Below are 22,685 nucleotides of genomic sequence, written 5' to 3'. Positions count from 1 at the left end.
CGCGCGGCCTCACGGCTGCGCCTCCGTGAGGGGCCGGCCGATGCGGGCCCGCCGGCGCGGGCGCAGGCGCCACAGGACGCGGACGAGGAGGAGCCCGATGGCCGCCACGGGAAGCCAGGGCAGGCTGGCGACGGCAAAGCGCAGGGCGTCGGCCGCGCTGGCGCCGAAGGTCTGGCCGGCCTGGCTCCAGGCGTCCTCCACCGGGGCGAAGGCGCCCGACCGGGCCCCGTCCGAATGGAAGGAGACGGACACGATCTCGGTGTCGACGCGCCGCTGCAGGCCGCGCTGCCGGGCCTCGCCCTCTTCGATCTGGGACTGGACCTTGGACAGTTCGCCGGCGATGCGGATGAGGTCTTCCACCCGCGTGTCCGATTTCGCCGCCAGCTCGTCGAGGCGGGCGCGATAGGCGGTGAGCTGCGCCAGCCGGCGGTCTCCGTCCTCCAGGGGCGTGGTCAGGTCGTCGGCCCGCGTCGCCTGACGGCGCAGGACGACATCGCCCGCCGCCTCGCCCGGCAGGGGAGCGGTGAGGAACGCCACGTAGGGGGCGACGGATTCGTGCGGCAGGCGGACCTGGATCTGCGCCTGCGGGCGTCCCGAGGGGCGCGCGCCGTCTTCGAGGGAGGACGAGACCAGAACGCAGCCGAGGCCCGTATCGGACAGGCAACGGTCGCGCGCCGCCGCGAAGTGCGGCGCCACCCGGTCGGGCGGCAGGCCGAGGGCGAGATCGTGCGTGAAGGCGAGCTTGGCGGCGGCGCTCCGGTTGGCCTGCATCGACGGCAGCGGGCTGGCGACTTCGGGGGCGGGCGGACGCGCGTCGGAGCAGCCCCCCGAGGAGGGCGGCGAGCCCCAGGGCCGCCGCGACGAGGCTGCGCCGTCCCGCCATGCCGCTCATCCCGCCAGGGCGGCGGCGACCGCACCCTGGTCGAAGCCCTTGAGGCCGATGACCACGAGGCGGCCGTCGCGGGCTTCCGTACCCTTCCAGGGCCGGTCGTAATGGTGCGCGATGCGGGTGCCGACGCCCTGGACCACGAGGCGCATGGGCTTGCCGGTGACTTCGGCGAAGCCCTTGATCCGCAGCACCCCGGCGGTCTCGGCGGCCCGGGCCACGCGGATCGCCAGATCCTCGGCGGTGGCGGTGGCGGGGACCGGCAGAGCCACGGAGTCGAAATCGTCGTGGTCGTGGTCCTCGCCCTCGCCGTGGTGGGAGGGGCGGGCGTCGAGGTCGTCCTCGGCCGCGGCGCCGAGGCCGAGGATGACGCGCGGGTCGAGGCGGCCGTGCTCGGCCTCCACCATCTTCACGGCGCGGGGCAGGTGAGCCTGGACCTCGGCGCGGACTTTTTCGCGGCCGGCGGCGTCGAGGAGGTCGGCCTTGTTCATCACCACGAGGTCGGCGCAGAGGATCTGGTCCTCGAACACCTCTTCGAGGGGGTTGTCGTGATCGACGTTCGTGTCCTCGGCGCGCTGGGCGGCGGAGGCCGCCGGATCGTCGGCGAAGAACCCCGCCGCCACGGCCGGGCCGTCGATGACCGCGATGACGCCGTCGACGGTCACCCGCGAGCGGATCGCCGGCCACTGGAACGCCTGGACCAGGGGTTTCGGCAGGGCGAGGCCCGAGGTCTCGATGAGGATGTGGGTCGGCGGGTCGGCCCGGTCGAGGAGCTTGTTCAAGGCCGGCACGAAATCGTCGGCGACGGTGCAGCAGATGCAGCCGTTGGCGAGCTCGACGATGTCCTCGTCCCGGCAGCCCTCGATGCCGCAGGCGGCGAGGAACGAGCCGTCGAAGCCGAGATCGCCGAACTCGTTGACGATGATGGCGAGCCGCCGGCCGTTCGCGTTCTCCACGAGGTGGCGCACGAGCGTCGTCTTGCCGGCCCCGAGAAAGCCGGTGACGATGGTGCAGGGGATTTTTTCGACGAGGCTCATTCGGCGGCGTCCGGAATGGGGTGCGCCGCGAGCGGCGGGATGCGGGCGACGACGCCCTTGCGGAATTCGGGGGGCCGCGCCTTCCACGGCACGATGCCGTCGGGCGTCTCGCCGTAGAGGCCGACGCCCTCCAGGATGGTGCGCGCGGATTCGGTGGCGTCGAGGTCGCCGTAGACGTAGGTCCAACGTCCTTCCGAGGCGACGGCGACGGTGCAGGGCCGCTTGCACACGGACAGGCACTCGACGCCCTCGATGCGCAGGCCGGGCCGGCCGTGCTCGCCCACCGCGTCGCGGAGCGCACTCAGCAGTCGGGCGCCGGCGCGGGGCTCGGCCGGGTCGCCGGCCGCGCGGCAGGCGGTGCAGACGTAGAGGGTGACGTCCTCAGCCATGGGACGCCGCCTTCCGGCCGAACAGGCTCCAGGCCCAGCCATAGGCCAGCCCGATCACCGCCCAGAACACGAAGGCGATGCCGAGGGAGCGCGCGGCGAACTGCGCCGCGTAGCCCGCCGGCAGGGCCGAAGCGGCGTGGCTCGTCTCCGGCGCCCCGGCGAGGTGCGGCGCCACGAGGAGGACGAGGCCGCCGGCGATGGAGATCGGCGTGCGCCGGACTGCGATGAGGTAGAGCCCCATGGCCGTGGCGGTGGCGGTCATCACCCACCAGAACTGACGGTCGGCCAGCGGCGCCGCCTCCATGCCCGGCAGTTCCGGCGGCAGGCCGAGGGCGGGTGCGAGGGCGACCGCGAGGAAGCCGGCTACGGCGAAGCGCAGGCCGGTCTCGGGGGTCGGCTCGCGGCCGACGGCGAGGAGGACCGCGCCGAGCAGCAGGGCGTAGCCGACGCCGCCGACCAGGGTGGCGAGGGCCGTGAACGCCATGCGGGGCAGGCCGGGACCCGGCTGCCACTCGGGCGCGGTTTCGCCGCCGGAGACGGCCGGGTCCTTCGCGCCGTGGTCGTGCCCGCCGTGAACCCGCACGACGAGGGACGCGAAAGTAGGAGCGGAGGCAGAAGCCTGCGTCTCGTAGCGCTCGGCCACGATGATGAGCGGCGAGGTGAGCGCGAGCTGCAGGCCCGTCGCGACCACAGCCGCGAGGAAGCCGGCGACCAGGGCCGCCGACACGAGCCGGATGATCATGGGGGGTCTACCCTGGCGCTAAACGCTCAGTGGCAGGGGAAATTCTGGGTGTGGCGGAAATCGTGTGCCGCGTTGTGCAGCGCCATCGCCGGGGCGAAGCCCGCCATGAACACGAGGCCGAGGCCGAGGAACGCGGCGACCATCACGGCGCCGAGGCGCTCGTTGGTGCGGGTGCCGGTGAGAACGAGGGTGTTGGTGGTCATCGGTTGATCTCCTGGCCGCCCCGCCGGCGGCCGTGGTCGAAGGTGAGGACGGAAGTCCCCGGTGCCGGACGGCAGGTCTCCTGGCTCGCGGGTCGTCCGGTTCATGCCGCCTTCCCGGATCGCTCCAGTGGCCGATGGCAGGCCCGTCGCCGCTCACAGTTGCGGGGGCAGCCGCGGTTTCAAGGCGCTCGCCCCTCACCGCATTCCCTTTTCACCCCGTCGCCGGGGCACCGTCCGATCCCAGCTTCTACGCGGTCGCACGATCCCTGACAACGCGCCGCCCCGCCGTTTCGCGCGCCTTTGACCACACGATGACGTTTCGGGCTAAAGGATGCGCCATGCCCCAGCCCCCTCCCCACACCACCCTGGTTCTCGGCGGCGCGCGCTCGGGCAAGAGCGTCCATGCCGAGGGCCTGATCGAGGCCTGCCCGGCGCCGTGGCTCTACCTCGCCACCGCCCAGGCCTGGGACAGCGAGATGCGCGGCCGCATCGCGCTTCATCGCGACCGGCGGTCCGCCGACTGGATCACCCGGGACGTGCCGATGGACTTGGCCCAGGCCGTCGCCGCCTCGCAAGGCCCAGTGCTCGTCGATTGCCTCACCCTGTGGCTCACCAACCTCATCCTGGCGGAGGCCGATGTCGAGGCTGCGACCGTACAACTGCTCGCCGCCTGCGCCGGGGCGCCGGGGCCGGTGGTGCTGGTCGGCAGCGAGGTCGGCCTCGGCATCGTGCCGGACAACGCCCTCGCCCGCCGGTTCCGCGACGCGGCGGGGCGCCTGCACCAGCGCCTGGCGGCGCAGGCCGACCGCGTCGTGTTCATGGTGGCGGGCCTGCCGATGATCGTGAAACCTCAACTCCCGAATCCCTCGCCCGGAGCGACCCCATGACCGAAGCCGACCGCCATCGCGAAAAGATGGAGAAGCGCAAAGCCGTGCAGGATGCCGAGGTGGCGGAGAAAACCATCGAGAAGGGCCTCCTCATCGTCAACACCGGCCCCGGCAAGGGCAAGACCACGGCGGCCCTCGGGCTGATGCTGCGGGCGCTCGGCCACGGCTGGCGGGTCGGCGTGGTGCAGTTCATCAAGGGCGCCTGGGACACGGGCGAGAAGCACGCGCTGAAAGCCTTCGGCGACCGGATCGACTGGCACACCCTCGGCGAAGGCTTCACCTGGGAGACCCAGGACAAGGCCCGCGACATCGCCGCCGCCGAGCACGCCTGGGCCAAGGCGCTAGACCTCATGGCCGACCCGACCATCCGCCTCGTTGTGCTGGACGAGCTCAACATCGCCCTGCGCTACGACTACCTGCCCCTCGACGCCGTGGTGGCGGCGTTCCGGGCCCGTCGGCCCGACCTCCACGTCATCGTCACCGGCCGCAACGCCAAACCCGCCCTCATCGAGGCCGCCGACCTCGTCACCGAGATGGTCTCGGTGAAGCACCACTTCGCGGCGGGGGTGAAGGCGCAGGAGGGGATCGAGTTCTAGGCACAAGCCGCCGGCGTCGGTGCTTTCCGCTTGATCCCGCGCCGGGGACGTTGCGTAATCAGTCCGATGCAATTCGGAGTTGAAGCGATGCGCCTCAGGACGGTTCTCATGCCGCTTCTCGCGGGTTCCCTTCTCGTGGGTCCCTTGGCAATGCCCGCGCCTGCAAGCGCGGAAGCCCTGTGCGGCCACGAGGTCGTGTCCATCGAGCAGATGGTGCGGGACATCCAGGCGAAGGCCGGCGGCCGCGTAAGTCTGGACAACGCAAGTTTCGTCGCCGTCGACGATCCGGCCAACATGATTCTGTGGACGTTCGCCAAGCCGAGCGGCGGCCGGTTTCCCGCCTACATCTGCCGCAAGGTCGTCCAGGAGGATGGCAAGGTCGTCGTCCAGCTGAGGGCTCTGTGCCGGGGCCCGAAGCCGGAATGCGACGCGTTGATTGCCAGCGTCCTCGATCAGCAGCAGAAGGCGACCCAGTCTATCCGGCGCTGATCTGATCACGTCCCCGATCCGACGAAGCCCGCCCCCAGTCGCAGGACCCTCCGATGACCCGCGCCATCATGATCCAGGGCACGGGCTCGGATGTCGGCAAGTCCCTCGTCGTCGCCGGCCTGTGCCGGGCCTTCGTCCGGCGCGGGCTCGCCGTGCGCCCGTTCAAGCCGCAGAACATGTCGAACAACGCCGCCGTCACCGCCGATGGCGGCGAGATCGGCCGGGCGCAGGCGCTCCAGGCGCGGGCGGCCGGGGTGGCGCCGTCCGTCCACATGAATCCGGTGCTGTTGAAACCCCAGAGCGAGACCGGCAGCCAGATCGTGGTTCAGGGCCGCATGGTCGGCCAGGCCACGGCCCGCGACTACCAGGGCTGGAAGCCGCGCCTCCTCGCCGCCGTGCTGGAGAGCTTTTCGCAGTTGAAGGCCGAGGCCGACCTCGTCGTCGTCGAGGGTGCGGGCTCGGCCTCCGAGGTGAACCTGCGGGCCGGCGACATCGCCAACATGGGCTTTGCCCGCGCTTCGAACACGCCGGTGATCCTGCTCGGCGACATCGACCGGGGCGGGGTCATCGCCAGCCTCGTCGGAACGAAGGCGGTGATCGATCCGGCCGACGCGGCGATGATCCGGGGCTTCCTCGTCAACCGGTTTCGCGGCGACCCGAGCCTGTTCTCCGACGGGATGGACCTCATCGCCCGCCACACGGGCTGGCCGAGCCTCGGCCTGATCCCGCATTTCCCGCAGGCCGCCCGCCTGCCGGCCGAGGATGTTCTGGGCCTCGTCGGGTCCGAGGGGAGCGCCGCCGGTCGCAAGGTCGTGGCCGTGCCCGTCCTGCCGCGCATCGCCAATTTCGACGACCTCGATCCCCTCCGGGGCGAGCCGAACGTATCCGTGGTGCTGGTGCGTCCGGGTGAGCCGATCCCGGTCTGCGACCTCGTGCTCCTGCCGGGCTCGAAGACCACCATCACGGACCTCGATTTTTTCCGGGCCCAGGGCTGGGATACCGATCTTCTGGCGCACGTCCGCCGGGGCGGCCGGGTGCTCGGCCTCTGCGGCGGCTACCAGATGCTCGGTCGGTCCCTCGCCGACCCGCACGGGATCGAGGGCACGCCCCGCACCGTGCCGGGCCTCGGACTCCTCGACGTCGCGACGGTGATGAATCCGGTCAAGCGCCTGGAGGCCGTCACCGGCACCTCGCTCCCCGACGGCGTGCCGTTCTCCGGCTACGAGATGCATGTCGGCGACACCCATGGCCCCGACGCCGCGCGCCCGCTCCTCGCCTTCGCCGACGGCCGACGCGATGGCGCGGTCTCGGCCGACGGGCGGGTCGCCGGCACCTACGTCCACGGCCTGTTCGCCGACGATGCCCAGCGCGCCGCCTGGCTCGCGCGCCTCGGCGCCGCGGCCGGCGGCGGGGCCTACGAGGCCGGGATCGAGACGGTGCTCGATGCGCTCGCCGACCACCTCGAAGCCCACGTGGATTGCGACCGCCTGTTCACCCTGGCGTTGTAGCGCTCACCCGTCGTAGGCTCGGGATCGAAGCCCGGCCAGAACGGGCACGGGAGAATCCGCCCGATGACGACGCCGCCCCCGCAGGTCGATGCGCGCCTGGCGCACGACACGGTCCGCACGGTCACCCTCCGGCTGATGCCCCTGCTCGGGCTGATGTACCTCATCGCCTATATCGACCGGCAGAACATTTCCTACGCCAAGCTGCAGATGGTCGGCGACCTCGGCCTGAGCGAGACCGCCTACGGCCTCGGGGCGTCGCTGTTCTTCCTCGGCTACTTCCTGTTCGAGGTGCCGTCGAACGTGATCCTGGAGCGGGTCGGCGCGCGGCGCTGGTTCGCCCGGATCATGCTGACCTGGGGGCTCATCACGATCGGGCTCGGCTTCACCCAGAACACGGCGATGTTCTACGCCCTGCGCTTCCTCCTCGGGGTGGCGGAGGCCGGCTTCTTTCCGGGCGTCCTGTTCGCCCTGACCCTGTGGTTCCCGCAATCCCACCGCGCCCGGATGATCGGCTGGTTCATGATCGCGAGCGCGGTGGCCAACGCCGTGGGCGCGGCCATCGGCGGCGCCCTCCTCGACCTCGACGGCCTGCTCGGCCTGAAGGGCTGGCAATGGGTGTTCGTCGCCACCGGCTTGCCCGCCCTGGCGCTGGCCGTCGTGGTCCTGCGCATCCTGCCGGACGGGCCGGAGCGGGCGCCCTGGCTCTCCCGCGAAGGGCGCGACTGGCTCGCCCGCACCCTCGCCTTCGAGCGCAAGGCCGGGGGGCAGGTGGAGCACGGCAATCCGTTCGCCGCCCTCCTCGACCGGCGGGTCTGGATGCTGGCGTCGGTCTACATCGCGTTTCCGCTCGCCGCCTACGGGTTGAGCTACTGGCTGCCGACGGTGGTGCGCAGCTTCGACGTCTCGAACACCCTCAACGGTCTCATCAACATCATCCCTTGGGTGGTGACCGCCTTCGCCCTGTGGTGGGTGCCGCGCCGCGCGGCCCGCTCCGGCGATCAGGTCTGGCACGTGGTGGTGCCGGGGCTCGTGGCGGCGGCCGCCCTCGTGCTCAGCGTCGTGCTGCCGGGGGCGGCGCTGAAGTTCGCCTGCCTGTGCGTAGCGGCGGCCGGGGTGTTCTCGGCCCAGCCGGTGTTCTGGTCCCTGCCGGCGACCTTCCTCAAGGGCGCGAGTGCCGCCGCCGGGATCGCGGCCATCAATTCGGTCGGCAACCTCGGCGGTTTCATCGCGCAGAACGCCGTGCCGCTCATCCGCGACCGTACCGGCAGCGACCTCGCCCCGATGTATTTTCTGGCGGCCAGTCTCGCACTTGGGGCGAGCCTGATGTTCGTGGTGCTCTCGGCGCTCCGCCGCGACGCCGCGCGGCGGAGCGCGCAATCGGGCCTTCGCGCGGAGCCGGTGCCCGGTCCGTCCGTGGAAGCGCGCTGAAGTTACAGCCTACGGGATCGCCACCGCGTACTCGCGCGGGCTCCCGTCGAGAACGCTGTCGAACACCACCAGCACCCGGCCGGGGCCGAGGCGCACGATCCCTTCGGGCTTGCCCCGGGCCTCGTCGCCGTCCAGCGGCGCGAGGGTGCCGAGCGGCGTGACCTTGCCGGAGGGCAGTTCGGCGAGGAACAGGCCGTAGGGCACGGCCAGCCCGTTGCGGGTCGGGCCGGACAGCACGAGGAGCCGCCCGTCGGGCAGGGCCGTGAGGTCGCGGATGCCGGCCTCCGGCCCGAGGGCGAGGGGGATCGTCGTGGGCTTGGCGCCGAGGGGCCCGTCGCCGGGGGCGAACAGGGCGGCGACGGGCACCGAGACGAGGAAGGCCCGGCCGTCGAGGACCGGCGCGCGGAGGCCGGCATAGAGGGTGTCGCCGACCACCGCGAGGCCCTCGACGTTGAGGCCAGAGAGCGGCTTGCCGCCCTCGCGCGGTTCCAGATCCTTCAGGAAATACGGGCCCACCGTGTCGGCGGTCCGAAGGGCGTCGCCGAGGCGGTAGGTGGTCTCGACGCGCGCCCCCGTGCCGGCGGCGTCCGGGCGCAGGCGGGCCAGGAGGGCGGTGGAGAGCTTGAACTCGCGTCCCCGCCGGCTGCAGCCATGGGAGCCGGTGACGTAGAAGTCGGGTGCTTCATAGGCCACGGCCTCGCCGTCCATCTCCCGGTACGCGCCCTGGCCGAGGGTGCAGTCGCCCGTGGCCGGGGGGGACCCGAGGGCGGCGGCGGGCGGCTTGCGGCCGGCGATGTCGACGACGGCGCCCGGATTCAGCGTCGTGCCGTCCAGGGTGACGAACTGGGCGCCCGCCGCCTCGTCGTCCACCACCATGCAGGTGCGCGGCCCGGCCCCGGCCGGTGCGCAGGCGATGCCGGAGATGTCCTCGGCCGGCTTGGTCTGCTTCTTCGTGATCTCGCCCGCCAGCCCCGCGCCGACGGTGTAGGATCTGTCCACGGGATGCAGCACCTGCGCGCGGACCGGAGACAGCAGGGCCAGTCCCGAGGCGGCGGCGAGGAGGGAACGGCGGATCATGGCGGAGCTCCGGGGGACGGGCGGCATGGTCGCGCTCATAGCAGCGCGACCGTGAGGAGGGCGAATGTCAGGGCGGCGAGGCCGAACAGCAGGCGGCAGGCGGTGCGGTAGAGGGCGAGCGACCGCTCCACGTCGCCAGGGCCCGCCGCGGTCCTCCCATCGCCCATCCAGGCATCCTCGACCCGGGTCGCGCCGTAGACGCGCGGACCGGCGAGGCGCAGGCCGAGGGCCCCGGCCATGGCGGCCTCGGGCCAGCCGGCATTGGGCGAGCGGTGGCGGCCGGCGTCGCGCAGGAGGGTGCGCCAGGCCGCGCCCGGCGAAGCACCCCGGTGGAACAGGGCCGCCGCGACGATGAGGCCGCCGGCCAGCCGCGAGGCGGGCAGGTTGACGAGGTCGTCGAGGCGGGCGGCGGCCCAGCCATAGGCTTCGTGGCGCGGGGTGCGGTGGCCGATCATGCTGTCGGCGGTGTTGATGGCCTTGTAGAGGGCGCCGCCCGGCAGGCCGCCGACGCCGATCCAGAACGCCGGCGCCACGATCCCGTCGGAAAAGTTTTCGGCGAGACTCTCGATGGCGGCCCGGCAGATGCCGGCCTCGTCGAGGCTGTCGGGGTCGCGCCCGACGATCATCGACACGGCGACGCGCCCGCCCGCCAAGCCATCGCTCCGCAGGTCCGCCGCCACGCGGGCGACGTGGTCGTGCAGGCTGCGCTGGGCCGGTAGGCTGGCGCAGAGGAGGGCGAGGATAATGGGGCCGCCCCACGGGCCGAGCAGGGATGCGCCCGCCGTCAGCCCGAAGGCGACGGCGGCGACCACGGCGAGCAGCGTGAGGGTCGCCAGCACGCCCATGGCGCGGCGACGGGCCGGGCCGCCGCGGTTCAGGCGCCCGTCGAGCCGGCCGATGACGGCGCCGATCCAGGTGACAGGGTGGCCGAGGGCCCTGTAGAGCCGGTCGGGATAGCCGGCGGCCGCCTCGACGGTCAGCGCGAGCAGCAGGACGACGAGCGTATCGGGCGGATGGGTGAGGGCGGTCCAGGGCATTCGGGTTCGGTGAGCGGGTCTCTCCCCATCGCGCATGGCGGCGATCTTCACGCGGCGCGCGCCCTGTTTCCGGAGGCGCCCGCGCCGTGGGTCGATCTCTCGACGGGGATCAATCCGGTGCCCTACCCGTGTCCGCCCCTGGAGGCCAGCGCGTTCCGGCGCCTGCCGTCCCCGGCCGACCTCGCGGCGCTGAACGCGGCGGCGGCGCGGGCCTACGGCGTCGCCGATCCGGCCGGCATCGTGGCGGCGCCCGGCACCCAGATCCTCATCGAGACCCTGCCGCGCCTGTGGCCCCCCGCCCGCGTCGCCGTGGTCGGGCCGACCTACGCCGAGCACGCCGCCGCGTGGGGCCGGGCCGGCCATGCCGTTGCCGCGGTGACGGACCTCGGTGCGGACGCCGACGTGATGGTGGTGGTCAATCCCAACAACCCCGACGGGCGGACCTGGGACGCCGCCGCGCTCCTCGCCTGCGCGGAACGGCTCGCCCTGCGCGGCGGCCTCCTCGTGGTGGACGAAGCCTTCGCCGACCTCGAGGCGGTTGCGTCCCTTGGGCCCCACCTGCGGCCGGGCCTCGTGGTCCTGCGCTCCTTCGGCAAGACCTACGGGCTCGCCGGACTCCGCCTCGGTTTCGCCCTGGCCGAGCCCGCCTTCGCCGCCCGCATCGCCGAGGCCCTGGGCCCCTGGGCGGTGTCCGGCCCGGCGCTGGCCATCGGCCGCGCGGCGCTGGCCGATGCCGACTGGCGCCGGACCGCCGCCGCCGCGCGGAGCGCCGATGCGGGCCGCCTCGACCGGATGATCGCCCGGGCCGGCGGCCGGGTGGTCGGCGGCACCTGCCTGTTCCGCACCGCCGACTTTTCGGACGGGCCGGGCCTGTTCGGGCGTCTCGGCGCGGCCGGCATCTACGTCCGGCGCTTCGAAGCGGCGCCCGGGCGCCTGCGCTTCGGCCTGCCGGCGGACAAGACCGAATGGTGCCGGCTCTCGCGGGTGCTCAGGTAGCCTTCGGCGTCCCGCGCTCGAGGAGCGCCACGAGGAGGCCGGCGCCCGAGAGGACGAGGCCGACGGCGCAGACGCCGGGCCAGCCGGCCATGAGGAAGGCCTGGCTGCCGGCGAACGCCCCGATCGCCCCGAACACGAACATCACCGTGAACAGCACCGTGTTGACCCGTCCGCGCGCGCCCGGGACCAGGGCGTAGACCCGGGTCTGGTTGGCGATGAGCGCGCCGTTGAGGCCGATGTCGATGAGGAGCACGCCGAGACCGACGGCCACGAGTGAGACGGCGCCGCCGGCCCACAGGACCACGAAGGCCGCCACCACGAACAGGCTGCCCACTACCACCACGGGCCGGGCGCCGCGCCGGTCGGTGTAGCGGCCCGATACCGGGGCGATGAAGGCACCCACCACGCCGATGACGCCGAACAGGCCGGCCCCCGCCGCCGTGAGGTCGAAGGGCGGCGCTTCCACCAGGAGGGCCAGCGTCGTCCAGAACGCGTTGAAGCTCGCGAACAGCAGCCCCTGGCACAGGCTGGCGCGGCGCAGGGCCGGCTGGGTCCGCGTGAGGTGGAGGATCGACACCATCAGGGCGCGGTAGCGCAGGGGCCGGGTCTGGGCCGTGCGCGGCAGGGTCGCGGCGGCGACGCCCGCGATGATCAGCGCCACGGCGCTGGCGGCGAAGAACACCGCGCGCCAGCCGTACTGGGCGCCGACGAAGCCGCTCGCCGTCCGCGCCAGCAGGATGCCGCTGAGCAGCCCGGTCATCACCTGACCGACCATGCGGCCCCGGGTGGCGTCGGGGGCGAGCTCGGCGGCGAACGGCACCGCCTGCTGTGCGGCCGAGGCGAGGAAGCCGATGGCGAGGCTCGCCGCCGCGAGCGATCCGAGGCTCGGGCTCAGCGCCGCCGCCAGGAGGGCCACGGCGAGGCCGAGCATCTGCGCCAGGATGAGGCCGCGCCGGGGCAGGCTGTCGCCGATGGGCACGAGGCAGAGGATGCCGAGGCCGTAGCCGACGAGCGACGCCGTCGGCACGAGGACGGCCGCGCGGTCGCCGAACTCCGCCACCAGCAGGGCCAGCAGGGGCTGGTTGTAGTAGATGTTGGCGACCGCGCCCCCGGCGATGAGGGTGAGGCCGAGGCGCGCCTTCAGGGTGAAGCCGTGGCCCGGTGCCGCCCCGCTCATGCCGCGCGCCGGGGTGCCGCCGGGGGGACGTCGCGCGTCGCTGTCAGGCCGGGTGTCGTCATGGTCTGGTGCTGTCCCGGTGGGAATCGAACGGGTGAGTAGGGCGGTGTGCACCGTGCCCGCAAGGCCGGTCGGGCCGGCGGGCCGGACGCGTCGTCGCAGGTGCGTACCTCTCGGGCAGGCCCGATCGCATCTGTTTGAACGAGGGCCCGCACGTTTTGGCGGCCGAGGGACCCGGAATCGGGCTGACAAGCCGGGCCAACCCCTTGGAAAACGCGAGATTTTGCGGTCTGATCGCAGCCATGGCCCGGCGAATCGCGCTCCGTTCCACGGGAGCGGCCCGCCGGGTCCGACGACGGAGCTTCGAATGCCGAACTATCGTGTCGAGTTTGCCAAGGAAATCCTGGGCGTTCCCTTCCCCGTCGGCTCCGTCGCCATCGTCCGGGCCCGCGATCCCGTGCGGGCGCTCCGGGCGGCGGAACTGCGCTTCGCCCGCCAGCACGGCGTCGAGGACTGGCGGGAGCGGGCCGACCGGGCCGAGATCATCGCCGCCGGCGGCGCGAGCTGACGGACGCGGCCTCCGGCCGTCCCGGACCCGTGGTGCGACCGAGGCCGCCGGTTTCGCGGCGTGAATCTGCGATACGCCGAGGAGCGGGGCACTGCGCCGCGTCGGCGTGCCCAAGCGAACCGGCCTAGGTCTCTGGTCCTTCGCGCGGGGCCGTCATAGAGTGTTCGTCGAGCCGTGCGCGGATGCGCGTGGCGGGACCGCCCGGTTCGGGCGCCAGTACGGGGACAGGCGGCTTCCATGGCGGCGATCTCTTTCTTCGGCGATCTGCTGCAGACCATCAGCGACCGGGGCCGCGACCTCATCGGGTTCGGGCGCGGGGATCTCGCCGCCCGCGCCAACGCGCAGGAACTGGTCAAGCTGTGCGAGGACCTGATCTCCCGGCGCGGCGAGGCCTCCGGCGTCGCCCTCGCCCGGCTCATCCTCGACCGGTATGCCAGCCTCGCCCGGCCCGAGCGGGCGAGCTTCCTGCGCATGGTCGCCACCGAGTTCGCCGCCGACCACGCCGCCGTCGACGAGGCCATCGCGGCGTACCGCGCCGCGCCGTCGCGGGCGGCCCTCGGCGTCCTGCACGACGCCGCCGAGCCGCGCAGCCAGGAACTGATCCGGCGCCTGAACCTCGCCCGGGACGGCACCCTCGCCCTGGTCCGCATGCGTGAGGACCTGTTCGGCCTGCGCCGGTCCCTGCGCGACGAGGAGGCCGACCCCGACCTCGTCGACGCCGCCGACAGCCTCGACAGCGATTTCGAGCACCTGTTCGCCTCGTGGTTCAACCGCGGCTTCCTCGTGCTGCGCCACATCGACTGGACCACGCCGGCCCACATCCTGGAAAAGATAATCCGCTACGAGGCGGTCCACGCCATCGCCGACTGGGACGACCTGCGCCGTCGCATCGAGCCGCGGGACCGGCGCTGCTTCGCCTTCTTCCACCCGGCCCTCGTCGACGAGCCGCTGATCTTCGTCGAGGTGGCGCTGACCGCCGCCATCGCCCCCGCCATCGCGCCGATCCTCGCCCACGAGCGCGACCTGCTGCCGCCGCGCGCGGCCACCACGGCGATCTTCTATTCCATCTCCAACTGCCAGAAGGGTCTGGCCGGCGTCACCTTCGGCAACTTCCTCATCAAGCAGGTGGTGGAGGATCTGGCCCGCGAGATCCCCACCCTCAAGACCTTCGTCACCCTGTCGCCGGTGCCGGGCTTCGCGACCTGGCTCGACCGCGAGCGCCGGGCCGACGCGCCGCAGGGGCTCACCCACGAGGATGTCGAGGCCCTGCGCGCCATCGACGAGCCGGACTGGTTCTCGGACAAGGCCAAGGCCGAGGCCGTGCGCAAGGCGATGATCCCGGCGGCGGCCGCCTATTTCTTCCGCGCCAAGAACGAGCGCGGCAAGCCGCTCGATCCCGTCGCCCGGTTCCACCTCGGCAACGGCGCCCGCCTGGAGCGCCTGAACTTCCTCGGCGACGTCTCGCCCAAGGGGTTGGGCCAGTCGCGCGGGCTGATGGTCAACTACCTCTACGACCTCTCGGCCATCGAGAAGAACCACGAGACCTACGCCAACCTCGGCACCGTCGCGGCCTCCAGCGCGGTCAGCCGCGAGTTGCGCAACAACCTGCCGCCCGCCCGCGCGGTGGCCCTGGCCGACGCCTGAAAGCAATCCGAAGCCCGCATGCCCAATCACCTCTTCGACCTCGTCCGCGCGAGCCTGCCCGCCGATCCGGCCACGAAAACCTTCGTCGAGACGGGGGACGGCACGCGGTTCACCTATGCCGACCTCCTGGCGCAGTCGGGCGCCTATGCGGCGGCCCTGGTCGGGCTGGGGGTGAAGCCCGGTGACCGGGTTGCGGTGCAGGCCGAGAAGAGCCCTGAATTCCTGTTCCTGTACCTCGGCACCGTCCGGGCGGGGGCCGTGTTCCTGCCCCTGAACACCGCCTACACCGCCCACGAGGTCGCCTACTTCCTCGGCGATGCGGAGCCCACCGTGTTCGTGTGCGATCCGGGCAAGCAGGAGGCCCTGGAGCCGGTGGCGCAGGGGGCCGGCGTGGCCGCAATGCGGACCCTCGACGCGACCGGGCGCGGCAGCCTGGTCGCGGCGGCGGATGCGGCTCCGGGCGACTTCGCCGACGTGGAGCGCGGCCCCGACGATCTCGCGGCGATCCTGTACACCTCGGGTACCACCGGGCGCTCCAAGGGCGCCATGCTCACCCACGACAACCTCGCGTCGAACGCCCGGACGCTCGCCGAAGTCTGGCGCTTCACGGCCGACGACGTGCTCATCCACGCCCTGCCGGTGTTCCACACCCACGGCCTGTTCGTGGCGACCAACACCGTGCTGGCCACGGGCGGCACGATGCTGTTCCTGGCAAAGTTCGACGCGCGGCAGGTGCTGGGCCTGATGCCGCGCGCCACCGCGATGATGGGCGTGCCGACCTTCTACACCCGCCTGCTCAAGGAGCCGGGCCTCGATGCTGCCATCGCGAAAACTATCCGTCTGTTCGTCTCCGGCTCGGCGCCGCTGCTCGCCGAGACCCACCGCGACTGGGAGGCCCGCACGGGCCACGCCATCCTCGAACGCTACGGCATGACCGAGACCAACATGAACACCTCGAACCCCTACGCGGGGGCGCGGGTGGCCGGTACCGTGGGGCCGGCGCTCCCGGGCGTCGCCGTGCGGGTGGTGGATCCCGAGACGGGGGCGCACCTCGGGACCGATGCCGTCGGAATGATCGAGGTGAAGGGCGCCAACGTGTTCCGGGGCTACTGGCGCATGCCGGAGAAGACGGCGGCCGAGTTCAAGGCCGACGGGTTCTTCGTCACCGGCGACCTCGGTAAGATCGACGCCGACGGCTACGTCCACATCGTCGGGCGCGGCAAGGATCTCATCATCACCGGCGGCTACAACGTCTACCCGAAGGAGGTCGAGAACGAGATCGACGCCCTGCCGGGCGTGGTCGAGTCGGCGGTCATCGGGGTGCCGCACGCCGATTTCGGCGAGGGCGTGACGGCGGTGGTGGTGGCCGGCGACGGCGCCCCCGACGAGGCCGCGATCCTGCGCACCCTCGAGGCGCGGCTCGCCCGCTACAAGTGCCCCAAGCGCGTGCTGTTCGTCGACGACCTGCCCCGCAACGCCATGGGCAAGGTCCAGAAGAACGTCCTGCGGGAGACGCATGCGGGGCTCTACCGTGCCTGAACCCGGCGCGGACCGCCCGGAGGGGCGGAACGCCCCGCACGCCCTGGCGTTCTGCTCAGCGTAAGCTCAAGCTTGGCACCTCCCGCCGCCCGAACGGTCCCCGCCGCGATGCCTTCCTCCCCCGAACCGGCGCCCGCCCAGAATGGCGCCGCCTCCGTGCTGTGGACCCTGGCCATGGGGGCGGCCCTCGTGGCCCTGGCGGCGGGGACCCGCGGCCGGACGCGGAGGGACGGACCCGTCGCGTCGCCCGAGCCCGACCGGAACCGGGACGGGGGGGCGCGCTCCCATAGCGGGCGCTCCGCCGAATGGGTCGCCGCCACGCAGGCCGGACGCGGGCGCGCCGCCCGCACGCCCCTGGAGATCACCGCCAGCGGCTGGAAGGACATCCTGTTTCGCGTCTACCTCGAGTTCAACAAGGACCGGGTGCTGTCGGTGGCCGCCGGGGTCACGTTCTACACCCTCCTGTCCCTGTTCCCGGCCATCGCCGCCCTGGTCTCCTGCTACGGCCTCGTCGCCGATGTCGGGTCCATCAACGACCATCTCGCGAGCCTGCAGGGCGTGCTGCCGTCGGGCGCCATCGAGATCGTCGGCGATCAGGTCAAGCGCATCGCCGCCAAGGGCGGGGGCTCCCTGGGACTGACCTTCTTCACCAGCCTCGTCATCTCCCTGTGGAGCGCCAACGCCGCCATGAAGGCGATGTTCGACGCCCTCAACGTGGTCTACGAGGAGGAGGAGAAGCGCTCGTTCGTGATGCTCAACCTGCGCTCCCTCACCTTCACCATCGGCGCCCTGCTGTTCACGATCTTCGCCCTGTCGAGCATCGTCGTGCTGCCCCTCGTGTTCACCTTCGTGGGCTTCAGCGACACCGCTTGGCTGCTGGCCCAGCTGCGCTGGCCCGCCCTGCTGGTGGTGGTGCTCGGCGGCCTGTCGCTGCTCTACCGCTACGGGCCGAGCCGGGAGCGGCCGCGCTGGCGCTGGGTCGGCGTCGGGGGCGCCGTGGCGGGCGTGCTGTGGCTCGTCGCCTCGATCCTGTTCTCCTGGTACGTGTCGAGCTTCGGCAACTACAACGAGACCTACGGCTCCCTCGGCGCCGCCATCGGCTTCATGACCTGGATCTGGATCTCCACCACCATCGTGCTGCTCGGTGGCGAGATCAACGCCGAGATGGAACACCAGACCGCCCACGACACCACCACGGGCGCTCCCCTGCCCATGGGTGCGCGCCGGGCCCGGATGGCCGACACCCTCGGCGCCGTGGCCTAGCGTCGGGGCCATCGGACGAGCCGAAGCGGTCGGCTGGCCTCCACGGGATGGCTCCGGGACCCTATCTAGGGGGAAACCACACCGTTTCCCTCGCGATGGATCCGACCCATGACCGCACCGACCGCCGACACCCGCACCGACGCCGAGTGGCGCGAGATTCTGTCCCCCGAGCAGTACCGGGTGCTGCGCCAGCACGGCACCGAGCGCGCCGGCACGAGCTGCCTCAACGCCGAGAAGCGCCCGGGCGTGTTCCACTGCGCCGGCTGCGATGCGCCGCTGTTCGAGAACGGCACCAAGTTCGAGTCCGGCACCGGCTGGCCGAGCTTCTTCGCACCGTTCCCCGAGGCCGTGGAGACCCAGGTCGACCGCAGCCACTGGATGACCCGGACGGAGGCGCACTGCGCCCGCTGCAAGGGCCATCTCGGCCACGTCTTCGACGACGGTCCGGCCCCCACCGGCCTGCGCTACTGCATGAACGGGATCTCCCTGCGGTTCGAGCCGCGCGGATGAGACGGGGGGCGTCGCGCGACAGTCGCCGCGGCGGCCATCAGACGAGGGATCGAGCAAGGGATCGAGCAAGGGATCGAGATGGGGACGGAGCGGTGGATCGCGGGCGTAATCCGGCGCACCACCTTGATTTCTGCGGTGTTTTGCTTAGTCCCGGAATGGTAATTCTCTGACGAATACCGCGGCGCCCGCTGATGGGCGCTGCGCAGACCGCATCGTTCGAAAGATCGAGGCGCCCGTGAATGTCAGTCCGGCGGAGCCTCGACCGTGGGACGCACAGACCCCCGGAGACTCCGCATGAGCATCGTTCGCCGGTTCCTCGTCGCCCCCTCCCTCGTGCGCCTCATCCGCAAGGAGCGGGGCGGTGCCCGGATCACTGAAGGCTACTTCGCGCCCCAGGCCGGACGCGTCTCCTACGTCCGGGTCGACGGCCAGCAATGCCACCTCGTCCTTGTCAGTACGGACCAGGACGGGGCCTCGACCGAGGAGCGCACGGACGTGCCGCGCGCCCACGGCGACGCCCTGCTCGACGTCTGCAGCGGCAAGGCCCAGTACGACCGCACCGCCATCGCCCTGGGCGCCGGCCGGGAGGCGCGCATCGACCGCTACGTCGCCCCGGGCAACCTCGACCTCGTCAGCGTGACCTTCGACGAGATCGGCGACGCCAACGCCTTCCCGGTGCCGGTGTGGTTCGGCCCCGAGGTCTCGGGCGACGCGGCCTACGAGCGTCACGCCGTCGCCCTCCAGGGCGCGCCCCAGCCGGGCGAGATCGCCCTGAGCAACGCCGCCCTCGAGGCAGTCCTCGACCTCGTCGAGCCCCGCTTCGGCTTCGGCCGGTACGGCGCCGCCTCCGGTGCGGCGGCCGCCAAGCCGGCGGACGAGGACGGCATGATGAAGGCCCTGCGCCGTGTCGCCGGCGGCGGCGCTCAGCCGGTTCCCCCGGCACCGGCCCCCGTGCCGGTCGCGGCGCCCGAGGCCGTACCCCATGAGGCCACGACCCAGGAGGCCGGCGGCCCCAACGACGCCCGGATCGACGACGTGATCGAGAGCCTGTCGCAGGCCCTCGGCAACCCGCAGCCCCTCCCGCCCGAGGGCGAGGCCGCCCAGCCCGCGCGGGCCGAGGAGGCCGGGGCCGAATTCGAGCGCTGGACCGTCCGCCCGCGCCGCAACCAGACCTGATCGGGGCCCGATCGAGGCACGTGCGGCCGCGCCCCGTTCGGGATGCGGCCGCACGTGCGAGAATGTCACTTTCATCCCCGCCTGCGCGATTGAGTGGTGCCCACAACTTCGCTAGCGTCGCGAGCAAGAAACACGACGGGCGAGGGAACGATGTCCCAGGCGATGACCCACGGCACGGTGGCCGAGCCCCCACGGGTGGCCGAACCCTGGTACAAGGTCCTCTACATCCAGGTGCTGATTGCCATCGCGCTCGGCATCCTGCTCGGCTACCTCCATCCGGAATGGGGCAAGTCGGTCAAGTGGCTGGGTGACGCCTTCATCGCCCTGATCAAGATGATGATCGCGCCGATCATCTTCTGTACCATCGTGCACGGCATCGCCTCCATCGGTGACCTGAAGAAGGTCGGCCGCGTCGGCCTGAAGGCCCTGGTCTACTTCGAGGTGGTCTCCACCATCGCCCTGCTCATCGGCATCCTCGTCGGCGAGGTGGTCAAGCCCGGCGCCGGCTTCAACGCCGACGTGACGAAGCTCGACGGCAAGTCGGTGGAGAAGTACGCCAAGATGGCCGCCGACGATTCGGTGACCGGCCACATCATGGCGCTGATCCCGAAGAGCTTCTTCGACGCCTTCGCCACCGGCGATCTGCTCCAGGTGCTGCTGATCTCGATCCTCACCGGCGTCGTCGTCACCGGCATGGGCAAGCGCGGCGAGGTCATCACCCACGCCATCGACACGATGGGGCAGATCTTCTTCCGCATCATCGGCCTCGTGGTGAAGCTGGCGCCCATCGGCGCCTTCGGCGCCATGGCCTTCACCATCGGCCAGTACGGCATCGGTAAGGTGGTCGACCTCGCCTGGCTGGTGGGCACCTTCTACGTCACGGCATTCCTGTTCGTCGTCGTCGTGCTCGGCGGCATCGCCCGGGTGGCCGGCTTCTCGATCTTCCGCTTCCTCGCCTACATCAAGGACGAGCTCCTCATCGTCCTCGGCACCTCGTCGTCCGAGACGGTGCTGCCGCACATGATGACGAAGATGCGCCGCCTCGGCGCCTCGGATTCCGTGGTCGGCCTCGTGATCCCCACGGGCTACTCGTTCAACCTCGACGGCACCAACATCTACATGACCCTGGCGACCCTGTTCCTCGCCCAGGCGGTGGGCGCGGACCTGTCGTTCGGCCAGTACGCCACCATCATCCTCGTGGCGATGCTGACCTCGAAGGGCGCCTCGGGCGTCACGGGGGCGGGCTTCATCACCCTGGCGGCGACGCTCTCGGCCATCCCCAACAACCCGGTGCCGGTGGCCGCCATGACGCTGATCCTCGGCGTCGACAAGTTCATGTCGGAGTGCCGGGCCATCACCAACCTCATCGGCAACGGTGTCGCCACCGTCGTGGTCAGCCGCTGGGAGGGCGAGCTCGACCGGGAGAAGCTGCGCCAGGTGATGGAGCACCCCTTCTCCATCGGCACGGACATCTCGGATCACGCGCCCAACATGGACCCGGCCACCACGCAGTCCGCGGCGGCGGCTCCCATCCCCGCGCCCGCGCGCTGATCCAAAACCTTGCGCCTCGGAATCGACCTCGGCGGCACCAAGATCGCCGGGATCGTCCTCGATGATACCGGGGCGACGCGGGCGGAGGCCCGCATCGCCACACCGCGTGAGGATTACGCCGGCACCCTCGGCGCCATCGCTGCCCTCGTGGCCGACCTCGAAGCCCGCACCGGACCCGCCTGCAGCGTCGGCGTGGGCATGCCGGGCGCCATCGCGCCGGCCACGGGTCTCGTCAAGAACGCCAACTCGACCTGGCTCAACGGCCGGCCCTTCGCCGCCGACCTCGCCCACGCCCTCGGCCGCCCCGTGCGGGTCGAGAACGACGCCAATTGCCTCGCCGTGTCCGAGGCCGTCGACGGAGCGGGCGCCGGTGCCGCCGTCGTCTGGGCGATCATCCTCGGCACCGGCGTCGGCTCCGGCATCGCGCTCCACGGCCGCGCCCTGTCGGGCCGGGGCCGCATCGCCGGCGAGTGGGGCCACAATCCGCTGCCGGCGCCGCGCGACGACGAGCGTCCGGGGGCGGCCTGCTATTGCGGCCGCACCGGCTGCATCGAGACCTGGCTGTCGGGGCCGGGGCTGGCCGCCGACCACGCTCGCCATACCGGAAACGCCCTCACCGCCGAGGCCGTCGTGGCGGCGATGCGCACGGGCGACGTGATCGCGCAAAGAACCTTCGCGCGCTACCGCGACCGCCTTGGCCGGGCGCTTGCCCACGTGGTCAACATCCTCGATCCCGACACCATCGTCATCGGCGGCGGCCTCTCGCGCCTGCCCGAACTGTTCGAGGGTCTCGCCGACCTGACGGCGCCCCACGTGTTCTCGGACCGGTTCGACACCCCCATCCGCCCGAGCCTGCACGGCGACGCCTCCGGGGTCAGGGGCGCGGCGTGGCTGTGGAGCGGGGACGGGCCCTGACGCCGGTTCCCGCGCGGAGCCCCTTGCCAGGGCCCGGGATTGCACATAAACATATCTTTATGTCTCATGCGGGTGCCTCAGCAGAACCATCGGTGCCGTTCGCGCACGCCCTCGGCGTGCTGCGCGCGGCGGCCGAGGAAACGCGCCTGCGCATCCTCGCCCTCCTGGCGGAAGGCGAGCTGTCGGTCTCCGACCTGACCGACATTTTGGGCCAGTCGCAGCCCCGCATCTCGCGCCACCTGAAGCTCCTAGTCGAAGCCGGCCTCGTCGAGCGTCACCGCGAGGGGGCCTGGGCGTTCTTCCGCCTCCTCGACGGCCGGGCCGGCCTCGTCGATCCCCTCATCGCCGGGCTTGATGCGGGGAGCCCGCCGCTCTCGGAGGACCGGGCGCGGCGCGAGGCCGTGCGCGCCCAGCGCGCCGAGGCCGCCCAGACCTTCTTCGCCCGCCTCGCCCCGAAATGGGATCACCTGCGCTCGCTCCACGTGCCGGAGGCCACCGTCGAGGCCGCCGTCCTCGACGCGCTGGGCAACCGGCCGATCCGCAACCTCATCGACCTCGGCACCGGCACCGGCCGGATGCTCGGACTGCTCGCCGGCCGCGCCACCCGCGCCACGGGCCTCGATTCCAGCCACGCCATGCTGTCCGTCGCCCGGGCCAACCTGGAGCGGGCCGGCCTGTCGCGGGTGGACCTGCGCCAGGGCGACATCCACGCCCCGCCCTTCGGCAGGGGCAGCTTCGACCTCGTGCTGGTGCATCAGGTGCTGCACTACCTCGACGATCCGGCGCGGGCGCTGCGCGAGGCCGCCCGCCTCGTGGCGCCGGGCGGGCGCCTCCTCGTGGTCGATTTCGCGCCCCACGGCCTCGAGTTCCTGCGCGAGACCCAGGCCCATCGCCGCCTCGGCTTCGCGCCCGAGCAGGTGACGGGCTGGCTCAACGATGCGGGCCTCGCCACCGTCACCACCCGCGACCTCGCCCCCCCGGCGGCGGAGGCCGATCACCAGCTCACCGTCACCCTCTGGCTCGGGGCGGATGCCGCCGAGGCCGGACTGGAACTGGCCGTCGCCTGA

General features: G+C 72.1%; 23 protein-coding genes and 1 riboswitch. Of the genes, 15 read left to right on the top strand and 8 right to left on the bottom strand.

The window, feature by feature from the left end:
- Positions 1-9: 9 nt before the first annotated feature.
- From FV218_RS08490 to FV218_RS08470, 5 genes are all read right to left on the bottom strand, one after another.
- Positions 10-771 (bottom strand): DUF4349 domain-containing protein, encoded by a 762-nt coding sequence (locus tag FV218_RS08490; protein WP_147709400.1) that lies wholly within the window; start codon positions 769-771, stop codon positions 10-12.
- 117 nt (positions 772-888) lie between these two features.
- Positions 889-1,923, bottom strand: coding sequence for a cobalamin biosynthesis protein CobW (cobW, locus tag FV218_RS08485; protein ID WP_147709399.1), 1,035 nt, complete (start codon positions 1,921-1,923; stop codon positions 889-891).
- The gene (locus FV218_RS08480) at positions 1,920-2,312 is read right to left on the bottom strand and encodes a DUF1636 domain-containing protein (RefSeq protein WP_147709398.1); all 393 of its coding nucleotides are present in this window, start codon (positions 2,310-2,312) and stop codon (positions 1,920-1,922) included. Before FV218_RS08480 ends, cobW begins: the two co-directional genes overlap by 4 nt.
- Positions 2,305-3,054 carry a CbtA family protein gene (locus tag FV218_RS08475; protein ID WP_147709397.1) on the bottom strand — a complete coding sequence of 250 codons (750 nt, stop codon included), beginning with the start codon at positions 3,052-3,054 and terminating at the stop codon, positions 2,305-2,307. Before FV218_RS08475 ends, FV218_RS08480 begins: the two co-directional genes overlap by 8 nt.
- Positions 3,055-3,080: 26 nt before the next feature.
- Positions 3,081-3,257: a CbtB-domain containing protein gene (locus FV218_RS08470; RefSeq protein ID WP_056088970.1), complete on the bottom strand. Its 177-nt coding sequence runs from the start codon at positions 3,255-3,257 to the stop codon at positions 3,081-3,083.
- 52 nt (positions 3,258-3,309) lie between these two features.
- Positions 3,310-3,507: riboswitch (cobalamin riboswitch) on the bottom strand.
- An 88-nt stretch (positions 3,508-3,595) separates the two neighbouring features.
- Here FV218_RS08470 and cobU point away from each other — a divergent pair.
- The 5 genes from cobU to FV218_RS08445 all read left to right on the top strand — a co-directional run bounded on the left by cobU (position 3,596) and on the right by FV218_RS08445 (position 8,165).
- Positions 3,596-4,144 carry a bifunctional adenosylcobinamide kinase/adenosylcobinamide-phosphate guanylyltransferase gene (gene cobU, locus FV218_RS08465; protein WP_147709396.1) on the top strand — a complete coding sequence of 183 codons (549 nt, stop codon included), beginning with the start codon at positions 3,596-3,598 and terminating at the stop codon, positions 4,142-4,144.
- Positions 4,141-4,740, top strand: a complete 600-nt coding sequence (gene cobO / locus FV218_RS08460; protein WP_056088965.1) for a cob(I)yrinic acid a,c-diamide adenosyltransferase — start codon at positions 4,141-4,143, stop codon at positions 4,738-4,740. Before cobU ends, cobO begins: the two co-directional genes overlap by 4 nt.
- Positions 4,741-4,890: 150 nt before the next feature.
- On the top strand, positions 4,891-5,229 hold the full coding sequence (locus FV218_RS08455; RefSeq protein WP_147709395.1) for a hypothetical protein: 339 nt from the start codon (positions 4,891-4,893) through the stop codon (positions 5,227-5,229).
- 53 nt (positions 5,230-5,282) lie between these two features.
- A complete protein-coding gene (locus FV218_RS08450) occupies positions 5,283-6,737 on the top strand; it encodes a cobyric acid synthase (protein WP_187273002.1) in 1,455 nt (484 codons plus the stop codon).
- A gap of 63 nt (positions 6,738-6,800) precedes the next feature.
- Positions 6,801-8,165, top strand: a complete 1,365-nt coding sequence (locus tag FV218_RS08445; RefSeq protein ID WP_147709394.1) for an MFS transporter — start codon at positions 6,801-6,803, stop codon at positions 8,163-8,165.
- Between the two features lie 9 nt (positions 8,166-8,174).
- Here the strand turns inward: FV218_RS08445 and FV218_RS08440 are convergent, their stop codons facing one another.
- Positions 8,175-9,242, bottom strand: a complete 1,068-nt coding sequence (locus FV218_RS08440) for a DUF3616 domain-containing protein (protein ID WP_147709393.1) — start codon at positions 9,240-9,242, stop codon at positions 8,175-8,177.
- Between the two features lie 35 nt (positions 9,243-9,277).
- Positions 9,278-10,279 carry an adenosylcobinamide-phosphate synthase CbiB gene (gene cbiB, locus FV218_RS08435; RefSeq protein ID WP_147709392.1) on the bottom strand — a complete coding sequence of 334 codons (1,002 nt, stop codon included), beginning with the start codon at positions 10,277-10,279 and terminating at the stop codon, positions 9,278-9,280.
- Here cbiB and cobD point away from each other — a divergent pair.
- Positions 10,256-11,275, top strand: a complete 1,020-nt coding sequence (gene cobD / locus FV218_RS08430) for a threonine-phosphate decarboxylase CobD (protein WP_147709391.1) — start codon at positions 10,256-10,258, stop codon at positions 11,273-11,275. The two genes, cbiB and cobD, sit on opposite strands and share 24 nt — an antisense overlap.
- Here cobD and FV218_RS08425 read toward each other — a convergent pair.
- Positions 11,268-12,452, bottom strand: a complete 1,185-nt coding sequence (locus tag FV218_RS08425) for an MFS transporter (protein ID WP_147709390.1) — start codon at positions 12,450-12,452, stop codon at positions 11,268-11,270. The two genes, cobD and FV218_RS08425, sit on opposite strands and share 8 nt — an antisense overlap.
- A gap of 367 nt (positions 12,453-12,819) precedes the next feature.
- On the opposite strand from FV218_RS08425, the gene FV218_RS08420 reads away from it, so the two are divergent.
- From FV218_RS08420 to FV218_RS08380, 9 genes are all read left to right on the top strand, one after another.
- Positions 12,820-13,020: a hypothetical protein gene (locus tag FV218_RS08420; RefSeq protein WP_056088951.1), complete on the top strand. Its 201-nt coding sequence runs from the start codon at positions 12,820-12,822 to the stop codon at positions 13,018-13,020.
- A gap of 237 nt (positions 13,021-13,257) precedes the next feature.
- Entirely contained in the window at positions 13,258-14,664 is a 1,407-nt protein-coding gene (locus FV218_RS08415) for a malonyl-CoA decarboxylase (protein ID WP_147709389.1), read from the top strand.
- An 18-nt stretch (positions 14,665-14,682) separates the two neighbouring features.
- Positions 14,683-16,203, top strand: a complete 1,521-nt coding sequence (locus FV218_RS08410; protein WP_147709388.1) for a malonyl-CoA synthase — start codon at positions 14,683-14,685, stop codon at positions 16,201-16,203.
- Between the two features lie 108 nt (positions 16,204-16,311).
- Positions 16,312-17,466 (top strand): YihY/virulence factor BrkB family protein, encoded by a 1,155-nt coding sequence (locus FV218_RS08405; protein WP_147709387.1) that lies wholly within the window; start codon positions 16,312-16,314, stop codon positions 17,464-17,466.
- Between the two features lie 108 nt (positions 17,467-17,574).
- The gene (gene msrB / locus FV218_RS08400; RefSeq protein WP_056088937.1) at positions 17,575-17,976 is read left to right on the top strand and encodes a peptide-methionine (R)-S-oxide reductase MsrB; all 402 of its coding nucleotides are present in this window, start codon (positions 17,575-17,577) and stop codon (positions 17,974-17,976) included.
- Positions 17,977-18,270: 294 nt separating this feature from the next.
- Positions 18,271-19,152 carry a hypothetical protein gene (locus FV218_RS08395; RefSeq protein ID WP_056088934.1) on the top strand — a complete coding sequence of 294 codons (882 nt, stop codon included), beginning with the start codon at positions 18,271-18,273 and terminating at the stop codon, positions 19,150-19,152.
- Positions 19,153-19,302: 150 nt separating this feature from the next.
- Complete coding sequence (locus FV218_RS08390; RefSeq protein ID WP_246685039.1) at positions 19,303-20,703, top strand: dicarboxylate/amino acid:cation symporter; 1,401 nt, start codon at positions 19,303-19,305, stop codon at positions 20,701-20,703.
- 9 nt (positions 20,704-20,712) lie between these two features.
- Positions 20,713-21,618, top strand: a complete 906-nt coding sequence (locus FV218_RS08385; protein ID WP_147709386.1) for an ROK family protein — start codon at positions 20,713-20,715, stop codon at positions 21,616-21,618.
- A 59-nt stretch (positions 21,619-21,677) separates the two neighbouring features.
- Entirely contained in the window at positions 21,678-22,685 is a 1,008-nt protein-coding gene (locus FV218_RS08380) for a metalloregulator ArsR/SmtB family transcription factor (protein ID WP_056088924.1), read from the top strand.

Origin of the sequence: Methylobacterium sp. WL69 (genome assembly GCF_008039485.1) — a bacterium.
Classification (GTDB): Bacteria; Pseudomonadota; Alphaproteobacteria; order Rhizobiales; family Beijerinckiaceae; genus Methylobacterium.
Note: the sequence above shows the minus strand (reverse complement) of the source record. Positions and strands in the feature narration are given on the sequence as shown.

Bases quoted from the DNA above. Each gene is read 5' to 3' on its own strand.
- FV218_RS08450 (WP_187273002.1), top strand. From the start codon at position 5,283: ATGACCCGCGCCATCATGATCCAGGGCACGGGCTCGGATGTCGGCAAG.
- FV218_RS08480 (WP_147709398.1), bottom strand. From the start codon at position 2,312: ATGGCTGAGGACGTCACCCTCTACGTCTGCACCGCCTGCCGCGCGGCC.
- FV218_RS08410 (WP_147709388.1), top strand. From the start codon at position 14,683: ATGCCCAATCACCTCTTCGACCTCGTCCGCGCGAGCCTGCCCGCCGAT.
- FV218_RS08440 (WP_147709393.1), bottom strand. From the start codon at position 9,242: ATGATCCGCCGTTCCCTCCTCGCCGCCGCCTCGGGACTGGCCCTGCTG.
- cobD (WP_147709391.1), top strand. From the start codon at position 10,256: ATGGGTGAGGGCGGTCCAGGGCATTCGGGTTCGGTGAGCGGGTCTCTC.
- FV218_RS08420 (WP_056088951.1), top strand. From the start codon at position 12,820: ATGCCGAACTATCGTGTCGAGTTTGCCAAGGAAATCCTGGGCGTTCCC.
- FV218_RS08390 (WP_246685039.1), top strand. From the start codon at position 19,303: ATGTCCCAGGCGATGACCCACGGCACGGTGGCCGAGCCCCCACGGGTG.
- FV218_RS08395 (WP_056088934.1), top strand. From the start codon at position 18,271: ATGAGCATCGTTCGCCGGTTCCTCGTCGCCCCCTCCCTCGTGCGCCTC.
- FV218_RS08445 (WP_147709394.1), top strand. From the start codon at position 6,801: ATGACGACGCCGCCCCCGCAGGTCGATGCGCGCCTGGCGCACGACACG.
- FV218_RS08415 (WP_147709389.1), top strand. From the start codon at position 13,258: ATGGCGGCGATCTCTTTCTTCGGCGATCTGCTGCAGACCATCAGCGAC.
- FV218_RS08490 (WP_147709400.1), bottom strand. From the start codon at position 771: ATGCAGGCCAACCGGAGCGCCGCCGCCAAGCTCGCCTTCACGCACGAT.
- FV218_RS08380 (WP_056088924.1), top strand. From the start codon at position 21,678: ATGTCTCATGCGGGTGCCTCAGCAGAACCATCGGTGCCGTTCGCGCAC.
- FV218_RS08470 (WP_056088970.1), bottom strand. From the start codon at position 3,257: ATGACCACCAACACCCTCGTTCTCACCGGCACCCGCACCAACGAGCGC.
- cobO (WP_056088965.1), top strand. From the start codon at position 4,141: ATGACCGAAGCCGACCGCCATCGCGAAAAGATGGAGAAGCGCAAAGCC.
- cbiB (WP_147709392.1), bottom strand. From the start codon at position 10,279: ATGCCCTGGACCGCCCTCACCCATCCGCCCGATACGCTCGTCGTCCTG.
- FV218_RS08455 (WP_147709395.1), top strand. From the start codon at position 4,891: ATGCCCGCGCCTGCAAGCGCGGAAGCCCTGTGCGGCCACGAGGTCGTG.
- FV218_RS08425 (WP_147709390.1), bottom strand. From the start codon at position 12,452: ATGAGCGGGGCGGCACCGGGCCACGGCTTCACCCTGAAGGCGCGCCTC.
- cobU (WP_147709396.1), top strand. From the start codon at position 3,596: ATGCCCCAGCCCCCTCCCCACACCACCCTGGTTCTCGGCGGCGCGCGC.
- msrB (WP_056088937.1), top strand. From the start codon at position 17,575: ATGACCGCACCGACCGCCGACACCCGCACCGACGCCGAGTGGCGCGAG.
- FV218_RS08405 (WP_147709387.1), top strand. From the start codon at position 16,312: ATGCCTTCCTCCCCCGAACCGGCGCCCGCCCAGAATGGCGCCGCCTCC.
- cobW (WP_147709399.1), bottom strand. From the start codon at position 1,923: ATGAGCCTCGTCGAAAAAATCCCCTGCACCATCGTCACCGGCTTTCTC.
- FV218_RS08475 (WP_147709397.1), bottom strand. From the start codon at position 3,054: ATGATCATCCGGCTCGTGTCGGCGGCCCTGGTCGCCGGCTTCCTCGCG.